This window comes from Micromonospora sp. MH33, from assembly GCF_003013775.1.
Lineage (GTDB): Bacteria > Actinomycetota > Actinomycetes > Mycobacteriales > Micromonosporaceae > Micromonospora > Micromonospora fulviviridis.
The window spans coordinates 1-8,593 of record NZ_MUYZ01000298.1; the positions used below are offsets into that span (position 1 = coordinate 1).

Sequence of the window (8,593 nt, forward strand, 5' to 3'; positions counted from 1 at the left end):
GGCTGGCCCCCACCGACCTTCGGGTACGCGCCGGCGAGGCGCTCGCCGTGCTCGGCCCGAACGGCGCCGGCAAGTCCACCCTGGCCCTGCTCCTCGGCGGCCTGCTCCGCCCCGGCGCCGGTACGGCCGCCGCCACCCCCGCCCTCGCCGGCCGCGACACGGGCACTCCCCCGCACCGCTGGCGGGCCCCCGCCCTGGCCGGCCGGATCGGCTCGGTCTTCCAGGACCCGGAACACCAGTTCGTCACCGGCACCGTCCGCGACGAACTGGCCCTCGGCCCGCGCCGCACCGGGCAGCCCGAGGCGGCCGTGACGGCCACCGTGGACGCGCTGCTGGAGCGGCTGCGGCTGGACCGGCTGGCCGGCGCCAACCCGTACACCCTCTCCGGCGGGGAGGCGCGGCGGCTGAGCGTGGCGACCGCCCTGGCCACCGCGCCCCGCCTGCTGATCTGCGACGAACCGACCTTCGGCCAGGACCGGCGGACCTGGCGGGAACTGGTCGATCTCCTCGCTGACCTGCGGGACGCCGGCCACGGCGTCGTCGCGGTCACCCACGACGCGGACTTCGTCGCCGCGCTGGCCGACCGCACCGTCACCCTGGAGCGCCGATGACCCCCGCCGCCACAGGCCGCACCCGCACCTGGGAGTGCCGGTGATCAGCGTGGAGCCGGTCGCCGCGGCCGGGGCGCCGCTGGCCCGGCGCAACCCGGTGGCGAAGCTGGCGGCCGCGCTGGTCTTCACCCTGATCCTGGTGGCCACCCTGGACCCGGTGGCTCCGGCGATCGCCATCGCCGTCGAACTGGCGGTGCTGCCGCTGTTCGGCGTCCGCTACCGGGTGCTGGCCCGGCGGGCCTGGCCGCTGCTGGCCGGCGCCGGCGGCATCCTGGTCACCCTGGTGCTCTTCGCCGCCGACCGCTCCGGCCGGGTCCTGGTCGAGGCGGGCCCGGTCCTGGTCACCGAGGGCGTGCTGGTCACCGCGCTGGGCCTGGTGTTGCGGATGCTCGCCGTGGCGCTGCCCGGGATCCTGGTCTTCGCGACCACCGACCCCACCGACCTGGCCGACGCGTTGATCCAGAACGCGAAGGCGCCCGCCCGGTTCGCCATCGGGGCGTTGGCCGCGTTCCGGCTGGTGCCGCTGCTGGAGGAGGAGTGGCGGATGATCAGCATGGCCCGCCGGGCCCGGGGCGTGGACGCCGGCCGCAACCCGGTGGCCAAGCTGCGGCTGTTCGGGTCGACGGCGTTCGCGCTGCTGGTCGGGGCGATCCGGCGGGGCACCCGGCTGGCCGTCGCCATGGACGCCCGGGGCTTCGACGCCGGCACCCCGCGGACGGTCGCCCGCCGGCAGCGCTTCACCCGGGCGGACGCGCTGCTGGTCACCGCGGCGGCGGTGCTGGCCGGCGCGGCGCTGGCGGCCAGCGTCGCACTCGGCACGTTCCGCCCGCTGATCGGCTGACCGGCGGAGACCCGCTACCGCCGGAGCTGGGCCACCCCGCTCCGGTACGCCAGCACCACCGCCTGCACCCGGTCCCGCACCCCGAGCTTCGCGAAGATGCGGTTCACGTGCGTCTTCACGGTCGCCTCGCCGACGAAGAGCTGGTCGGCGATCTCCCGGTTCGACAGGCCGAGCGCCATCATCCGCAGCACCTCGGTCTCCCGCGCGGTCAACTCGGCGAGGCCCGGGTGGGCGACCACCGACGCGGTCGCGGTGTAGTGGTCGATCAGGCGACGGGTGATCGACGGGGAGAGCAGGGCGTCGCCCCGTGCCGCGGTCCGCACCGCCTCGGCCAGTTCCCGGGGTGGAGTGGTCTTGAGCATGAACCCGGAGGCGCCGGCCCGCAGCGCCCGGTAGACGTACTCGTCGAGGTCGAAGGTGGTCAGCATGATGATCCGGGTGTCGCTCCGTGCCGCCAGGATCCGCTCGGTCGCGGCGATCCCGTCCACCGGCGCCATGTGGATGTCCATCAGCACGACGTCGGGCGCGAACCGGGTCGCCAGCTGCACGGCTTCCTCGCCGTCGGCGGCGTCGGCGACCACCTCGAGGTCCGGCTGCGCGGTGAGGATCATGCGGAGGCCGCCGCGTACCAGCGCCTCGTCGTCGGCGATGAGGACCCGGGTCATCCGGTGACCCCCGCCGTGGCCAGTGCGCCGGCCGACGCGTCGGCGTCGAAGGGCAGCGTGACGCGCACCTCGAAGCCGCCCTGCGGGCGGGGACCGGCGCTGACCGTACCGCCGAACAGCTCCACCCGCTCCCGGATGCCGGTCAGGCCGTGCCCGGTGCCGGCGTTCCGCCGGGCCGGGCCGGTCCCGTCGTCGGCCACGTGCAGCCGGACGGCGTCACCGGCGATCTCGATCGAGACGCGGACGCTCGCGCCCGGCGCGTGCCGGGCGGCGTTGGTCAGCGCCTCCTGGAGGATCCGGTAACCGCTGACGTCGGCGGCGGCGGGGATCGTGTCAAGGTCACCCGTGACGGTCACGTCGACCCGCCCGCCGGCGAGGCCCACCCCGGCGGTCAGCGCGTCGATCCGCCGCAACGACGGCAGCCCCTCCGGGGCCGTCTCCGCGCCGCGAAGGATGACCAGCAGCCGGCGCAGTTCGGTGACCACGTCGCGCCCGACCTCCTGCACCGCGTCGAGGGACGCGCGGGCCGCACCCGGGTCCGAATCGAGCACGGCCTGCGCCGCCGCGGCCTGCAGCACCATCACCGAGACCCCGTGCGAAACGATGTCGTGGAGTTCCCGGGCCACCCGTAGCCGCTCGTCCGTCCGGGCGGCGGCCTCCCGCTCGGCGGCCAGCGCCACCAGCCGGGCCGCCTGCGCCCGCCGCATCCGCACGGCGTACCCGGGACCCAGCACGGCGAGCCCCACGAACAGGATGAAGATCCAGTCGGAGTCACCGGCCACGGCGTTCTCGATCCCGAGCGGGAGGAGGTAACTGGCCACGGCGACCGTGGGAGCGGCCCGGCCACCCACCGCGACACAGCCGAAGGTGGCGGCGACCAGCGCCAGCAGCGGCACGACCGGCCACTCCGGCAGGACGGGCGTGAAGCTCTGCGCGGTGAAGCAGGCGCCGGCGACGACGGCGGCCGTCCGGGGGTACGACGTGCAGCCGGCCACCGCGAGGCCGTAGCCGACCAGCAGCACGGTGAGGACGGCGAGCCAGCCGGCGGAGAGCGCGGCGAGGTCCGGCCCCTGCCCCTCGACGTAGCCGGCCAGCGGGACGTACAGCTCGGCCAGGCCGAACGCGAACAGCGCGGCCCCGGCGAGCGAGGTGGCCACGCCGCGCCACCGGGCCCGGACGTCGAGGGCGGCAGACATGCCGGAAGGGTAGCCACGGCGGGCGTGTCTCCGCGTCCACCCACGGGTGTAGCGACGGCCGCCGACACTCCACCCGCGGATCAACCTCCGCGCCGACGACCCGGTCCGGGTGCGGCCCCTAGCGTCCCTCCCACGACTTCGGAAGGAGACACTGATGGACGACAGCAACGGAGGGCGGACGGGCCGGCGGCTCACCGCGGGCGCCCTGCTCGGCGGCGGCGTGGTGTACGGCGTCGCGAACGCCTTCTACTGGGTGATGTTCCCGGACGACGTCGCCGAGACCGCCGGGAACGTGGCGGTGGCCGCCGGGAACCTGGTCGCGTGGCGGGTGGAGACCATCCTGTTCGCGCTGGCCCATCTGCTGCTGCTGCCGGCGACGCTCGGGCTGGCCGCCACGCTGCACCGGCGCAGGCCGGTGGCGGCCGTCATCGGCGGTGCCATGGCGCTGCTCGGGCTCTACTTCTCCACCGTCCACCTGTGGCAGTACAACGCCTTCTTCGGGGCCCTGGCCGGCGGCGGCGTGGCGGCCGACGCCGCCCGGCCGGTGACCACCGCGATCGACGGGGACCCGTTCGTGATGGCCTCGTTCGCGGTGTGGCTGCTCGGCTGGCTGGTCGGCCTCCTCGTGCTGGCCTTCGGCGCCTGGCGGGCCCGGCTGGTGGCCCTGTGGGTGCCGCTGCTCCTCACCGCCGGGCAGGTGCTGGATCTGGTCGGCACGGGCGTCCCGGTCAAGGTGGCGGTGAGCGTACTCATGGTGGCCGGCTTCGTGGGCCTGGCGCTCGGCGTCGCGCGGCGCCCCGCGGTCGAGGCGCCGGCCGGGACGGCGACCCCGGCGACCGCCGCGGCCTGAGCCGCGGAGGCGGGCGCGTGGGGCGCTTCCCGCCGCTTGGGGTGCAGTTGTCGTCGCCGGAGCGGCGACAACTGCACCCGACGACCTCAGCTCCGCCGGAACGCGTAGAACCGCGTCTGGCCGGCGCGCTGGCTGCGCCCGGCGAGGCGGGCGTCGCGCCCGGCCGGTGGGCCCGCCTTGGGCGGCGGTGGGGTGTCCGCCAGGGCGGGCAGGGCAACCGGGGACGCCACCGTCAGCGTGTCCGGGTCCGGCGGGGTCACGTCCACCACGGACGGTTTCGGCGGCTGCTTACGGGACTTCTTCGGACTGCGCTTGGCGGGCATACGCTGCCTCCTGACTGTCGGGCACCCGTGGGCACGGCGAGCGGGGAACACCCGGGCGGGTCCGGCCAGGAACACCACGCCACCGACGGTGACGGGAGGATGCGGACGCCCGGGGCGCACGGTCCACGGCGGTACGCACGGTGGACCGGGCCTTGGAGAGGGGGCGTCAGTTACGCATGTCCACACGCTAACCCACCCGCGTGCGGCGCGCACCCGAATTACCGGCACCACCGGCGCGGCGCGTTGAGGACGGACCGCCACCGCGACCTCACCCGGCGTCGACGTCCCGGCCCACCCCCGCGCGGACCGCGATACGGTCGCAGCACGGGCACCGGAGACGAGGGGTGGCGGTACGCATGGCACAGCAGGCGACGGCGCAGATCGGGGTCACCGGCCTGGCGGTGATGGGCCGCAACCTGGCCCGGAACCTGGCCCGGAACGGCTTCACCGTGGCGCTGCACAACCGCTCGCCGGAGCGCACCCGCAGCCTGGTGGCCGAGCACGGCGGCGAGGGCACGTTCGTGCCGTCGGAGTCGATGGCCGATTTCGTCGCCTCCCTGGAGCGCCCGCGCGCGGTGATCGTCATGGTCAAGGCCGGCGCCCCCACCGACGCGGTGATCGACGAGCTGGTCCCGCTGCTCGAGGAGGGGGACATCGTCGTCGACTGCGGCAACGCGCACTTCGCCGACACCCGCCGCCGGGAGGAGGCGCTGCGCGGGCACGGGCTGCACTTCGTCGGCACCGGCGTCTCCGGCGGTGAGGAGGGCGCGCTGCGCGGGCCGAGCATCATGCCGGGTGGCTCGGCCGAGTCCTACCGGAAGCTCGGCCCCATCTTCGAGCGGATCGCCGCCCAGGTGGAGGGCGTCCCGTGCTGCCGGCACATCGGGCCGGACGGCGCCGGCCACTTCGTGAAGATGGTCCACAACGGCATCGAGTACGCCGACATGCAGCTCATCGCCGAGGCGTACGACCTGCTGCGGGCCGGCCTGTCGGCGAGCCCGGCGGAGATCGCGGAGATCTTCCGGGAGTGGAACGGCGGCGAGCTGGAGTCCTTCCTCATCGAGATCACCGCCGACGTGCTCGGGCACACCGACGCGGCGACCGGCCGGCCCTTCGTCGACGTGGTGCTCGACCAGGCCGAGCAGAAGGGCACCGGCCGGTGGACCGTGCAGAGCGCGCTGGACCTCGGCATCCCCATCACCGGCATCGCCGAGGCCACCTTCGCCCGGTCGCTGTCCGGGCACGCCGACCAGCGCGCCGCCGCCCGCCGCGCGTTCCCCGACGCGGGTGAGAAGTGGCAGGTGGACGACCGGGACACCTTCGTCGAGGACGTCCGGCGCGCGCTGCTGGCCAGCAAGATCGTCGCGTACGCGCAGGGCTTCGACCACATCCGCGCGGGCAGCCGGGAGTACGACTGGGACATCGACCTGGGCGGCACCGCCACCATCTGGCGGGGCGGCTGCATCATCCGGGCGCGCTTCCTGGACCGGATCCGGGAGGCGTACGACACCGAGCGGGACCTGCCCACGCTGCTGGTCGCCCCCTGGTTCGCCGACCGGGTCGGCGCCGGGGTCCCGGCCTGGCGGCGGGTGGTGGCCGACGCGGCCCGGGCGGGCGTGCCCACCCCGGCCTTCTCGTCGTCGCTCGCCTACTTCGACGCGTTGCGCGCCGAGCGGCTGCCGGCCGCGCTGATCCAGGGGCTGCGGGACAACTTCGGCGCCCACACCTACCACCGGGTGGACCGGGAGGGGGCGTTCCACACGCTCTGGGCGGGTGACCGCTCCGAAGTGGAGGCGTGAACGCGCTCAGGCGAGCGTGGCGTGCATCTCCCAGACCAGGATCTCCGCCGGTTCGGCGGCGGTCACCCGCTGGCCCCCGGCCATGGTGATCCGGGCCGCGTCGCCCTCGCCGAGTTGTCCGGTCGCCTCCAGCGTCACGGCGCCGCTGGGCACGTAGAGGTGCAGGAAGGGCGCGTCGGGCAGGTTCACCGAGTCGCCGGGGCCGAGCCGGGCGGCGTGCAGGGTGGCGTACCCGTTGCGGATCCGGATGGCGGAGGCGCCGTCGTACCGGTCCATCCCGGAGGCGACCGGCACGAGGCCACCGCGCAGCAGTTCGTCGCCGATCTCGAGCTGCTCGTAGCCCGGGTCGATCCCCTCCTCGTCGGGGAGCACCCACATCTGCACGAAGTGGACCGGGTCGCGGTGCGGGGCGGTGTTCTCCAACCGCCACGAGTCGTTCTTCTCCGAGTGCAGGATGCCGGTGCCGGCGCTCATCCGTTGGGCCAGGCCGGGATAGATGACGCCGGAGTGGCCGGTGGAGTCCTGGTGGACCAGCGAGCCGCGCAGCACCCAGGTGACGATCTCCATGTCCTGGTGCGGGTGGGTCTCGAAGCCGGTGCCCGGGTGCACCACGTCGTCGTTGTTGACCAGCAGCAGCCCGTGGTGGGTGTTGGCCGGGTCGTAGTGCCGGGAGAACGAGAAGGAGTGCTTGGAGTCGAGCCAGGACAACCGGGTGAAGAAGCGGTCCCCGGCCCGCCGGACGTCCACCGCCGGAGCTGGCGCCGTCGCCGTCACCAGGCACGCTGCCCGGTCTCGGTCGGCGCCCAGGTGAGCGCCGGTTCGCCGGTGCTCAGCTCGGCGATCTCCCCGGCGCGTACGGCCGGCATGTGGCCGAGTTCGGCGCAGTGCTGCTCGGCGATCTCGGCGCAGATGTCGGCGACCTGCTCGCAGATCGGGCTGCCCAGGTCCGCCGCGTTCAACGCCATGATCATTTTGAACCGGAGATCGTGCATCCCCCACCCCCGTGGCGGGCGCGTCCCGGCGGCGCGCCCTGCGCCGATCGTACGCGCGGGCGCCCCGCTGCCGGCCGCAAAGCCGGATGCGGGGCGCCCGCGACACGGTCCGCCGCGACGCCGCGGCGGACCGTCGACGTCACCAGAACCGACGACGCTTGGCCTTCTGCGGCCGCAGCACGTCGGCGCCCTTGGTGAGCAGTCGGCTCACCCCGGTCGGGCCGCGACGGGCCTCCAGGGAGTGGCTGAGCCGGCGCGCCCCGGCCGCCGCCAGCGGCACGGCGACCGCCATGACCGCCCACTGGGCAATCCGCTTCTGAATCATGTGGGTTCACCTCCGCAATCTGCCTGCTGTCCGGATTGATACCCACCAGGCGGCGTCGGTAAGCGCGACCTCAGGTAACGGGGGCCACCGGGTTGGGCAGCGCGCCGCCGAAGCGGCGGTCCCGCTGGGCGTAGAGCTCGCAGGCGTACCAGAGGTGGCGGCGGTCGAAGTCCGGCCAGAGGGTGTCGAGGAAGACCAGCTCCGCGTACGCGCTCTGCCAGAGCAGGAAGTTCGAGGTGCGCTGCTCGCCGGAGGGGCGGAGGAAGAGGTCCACCTCGGGGACCTCCGGGTGGTAGAGGTACTTCGCGATGGTCTTCTCGGTGACCTTGCCCGGGTCGACGCGGCCGGCGGCCGCGTCGCGGGCGATCGCGGCGGCGGCGTCGGCGATCTCCGCCTGCCCGCCGTAGTTGACGCAGAACTGGAGGGTCAGGGTCGAGTTGCCGCGCGACATCTCCTCGGCGGTCTGCAACTCGGAGATGACGCTCTTCCAGAGCCGCCCGGCCCGGCCGGACCAGACCACCCGGACGCCGAGGTCGACGAGCTGGTCCCGGCGGCGCCGGATGACGTCCCGGTTGAACCCCATGAGGAAGCGGACCTCGTCCGGCGAGCGCCGCCAGTTCTCGGTGGAGAAGGCGTACGCCGACAGGTAGGGGATGCCCAGCTCGATCGCGCCCTCGATGGTGTCGAAGAGGCTGTGCTCGCCCTGCTCGTGACCCTTGGTCCGGGGCAGCCCGCGCTCCTTGGCCCAGCGGCCGTTGCCGTCCATCACCACGGCGACGTGCTTGGGCAGCGCGTCGGCCGGCAGCGCCGGCGGCCGGGCGCCGGAGGGGTGCGGAGTCGGTGGCAGCGGCTCGCGCCGGCCGGCCCTCATCGATCGGATCACTCGGTTATCTCCCTGTTCACACCAGCGGCGGCGGGCCCGCCTCCGGTGCGCGGCGGGACCACACCCGGCCCCGCGCCGCCGGGCGGCGGGACCGCGCCGGACGCCGGG

Annotated in this window: 11 protein-coding genes; 4 read left to right on the plus strand and 7 right to left on the minus strand. The window is 74.6% G+C overall.

All coding sequences use genetic code 11. From position 1 onward, the window contains the following. Together B0E53_RS29975 and B0E53_RS29980 are read left to right on the plus strand one after the other, a co-directional pair. Window positions 1–611: ABC transporter ATP-binding protein (locus B0E53_RS29975; protein WP_146167814.1), on the plus strand; the 611-nt coding region annotated here is incomplete at its 5' end. Window positions 612–651: 40 nt separating this feature from the next. Beyond that, window positions 652–1,452 carry an energy-coupling factor transporter transmembrane component T gene (locus B0E53_RS29980; RefSeq protein WP_107079080.1) on the plus strand — a complete coding sequence of 267 codons (801 nt, stop codon included), beginning with the start codon at window positions 652–654 and terminating at the stop codon, window positions 1,450–1,452. Window positions 1,453–1,466: 14 nt separating this feature from the next. On the opposite strand, the gene B0E53_RS29985 is transcribed toward B0E53_RS29980, so the two are convergent. Next, entirely contained in the window at window positions 1,467–2,117 is a 651-nt protein-coding gene (locus B0E53_RS29985; RefSeq protein ID WP_107079073.1) for a response regulator transcription factor, read from the minus strand. Beyond that, window positions 2,114–3,313, minus strand: a complete 1,200-nt coding sequence (locus tag B0E53_RS29990; protein WP_107079074.1) for a sensor histidine kinase — start codon at window positions 3,311–3,313, stop codon at window positions 2,114–2,116. The genes B0E53_RS29985 and B0E53_RS29990 overlap by 4 nt, the downstream gene beginning before the upstream one ends. A 154-nt stretch (window positions 3,314–3,467) precedes the next feature. On the opposite strand from B0E53_RS29990, the gene B0E53_RS29995 reads away from it, so the two are divergent. Continuing rightward, entirely contained in the window at window positions 3,468–4,163 is a 696-nt protein-coding gene (locus tag B0E53_RS29995; RefSeq protein ID WP_107079075.1) for a hypothetical protein, read from the plus strand. An 86-nt stretch (window positions 4,164–4,249) separates the two neighbouring features. Here the strand turns inward: B0E53_RS29995 and B0E53_RS30000 are convergent, their stop codons facing one another. Beyond that, window positions 4,250–4,486 carry a hypothetical protein gene (locus tag B0E53_RS30000; protein ID WP_107079076.1) on the minus strand — a complete coding sequence of 79 codons (237 nt, stop codon included), beginning with the start codon at window positions 4,484–4,486 and terminating at the stop codon, window positions 4,250–4,252. Window positions 4,487–4,842: 356 nt separating this feature from the next. Here B0E53_RS30000 and gndA point away from each other — a divergent pair, with 356 nt between their 5' ends. Continuing rightward, on the plus strand, window positions 4,843–6,285 hold the full coding sequence (gene gndA / locus B0E53_RS30005) for an NADP-dependent phosphogluconate dehydrogenase (RefSeq protein WP_107079077.1): 1,443 nt from the start codon (window positions 4,843–4,845) through the stop codon (window positions 6,283–6,285). A gap of 6 nt (window positions 6,286–6,291) precedes the next feature. On the opposite strand, the gene B0E53_RS30010 is transcribed toward gndA, so the two are convergent. The 4 genes from B0E53_RS30010 to B0E53_RS30025 all read right to left on the minus strand — a co-directional run bounded on the left by B0E53_RS30010 (window position 6,292) and on the right by B0E53_RS30025 (window position 8,473). Further along, a complete protein-coding gene (locus B0E53_RS30010) occupies window positions 6,292–7,032 on the minus strand; it encodes a pirin-like bicupin family protein (RefSeq protein WP_246835673.1) in 741 nt (246 codons plus the stop codon). Between the two features lie 23 nt (window positions 7,033–7,055). Next, a complete protein-coding gene (locus B0E53_RS30015; RefSeq protein ID WP_107079082.1) occupies window positions 7,056–7,277 on the minus strand; it encodes a thioredoxin reductase in 222 nt (73 codons plus the stop codon). Between the two features lie 139 nt (window positions 7,278–7,416). Continuing rightward, the gene (locus tag B0E53_RS30020; RefSeq protein ID WP_107079078.1) at window positions 7,417–7,602 is read right to left on the minus strand and encodes a hypothetical protein; all 186 of its coding nucleotides are present in this window, start codon (window positions 7,600–7,602) and stop codon (window positions 7,417–7,419) included. A gap of 70 nt (window positions 7,603–7,672) precedes the next feature. Further along, entirely contained in the window at window positions 7,673–8,473 is an 801-nt protein-coding gene (locus tag B0E53_RS30025) for an isoprenyl transferase (RefSeq protein ID WP_107079079.1), read from the minus strand. Window positions 8,474–8,593 lie beyond the last annotated feature (120 nt).

Coding starts and splice junctions, on each gene's coding strand:
- B0E53_RS29985 (WP_107079073.1), bottom strand. CDS start 2,117: ATGACCCGGGTCCTCATCGCCGACGACGAGGCGCTGGTACGCGGCGGC.
- B0E53_RS29990 (WP_107079074.1), bottom strand. CDS start 3,313: ATGTCTGCCGCCCTCGACGTCCGGGCCCGGTGGCGCGGCGTGGCCACC.
- B0E53_RS29995 (WP_107079075.1), top strand. CDS start 3,468: ATGGACGACAGCAACGGAGGGCGGACGGGCCGGCGGCTCACCGCGGGC.
- B0E53_RS30000 (WP_107079076.1), bottom strand. CDS start 4,486: ATGCCCGCCAAGCGCAGTCCGAAGAAGTCCCGTAAGCAGCCGCCGAAA.
- gndA (WP_107079077.1), top strand. CDS start 4,843: ATGGCACAGCAGGCGACGGCGCAGATCGGGGTCACCGGCCTGGCGGTG.
- B0E53_RS30015 (WP_107079082.1), bottom strand. CDS start 7,277: ATGCACGATCTCCGGTTCAAAATGATCATGGCGTTGAACGCGGCGGAC.
- B0E53_RS30020 (WP_107079078.1), bottom strand. CDS start 7,602: ATGATTCAGAAGCGGATTGCCCAGTGGGCGGTCATGGCGGTCGCCGTG.
- B0E53_RS30025 (WP_107079079.1), bottom strand. CDS start 8,473: ATGAGGGCCGGCCGGCGCGAGCCGCTGCCACCGACTCCGCACCCCTCC.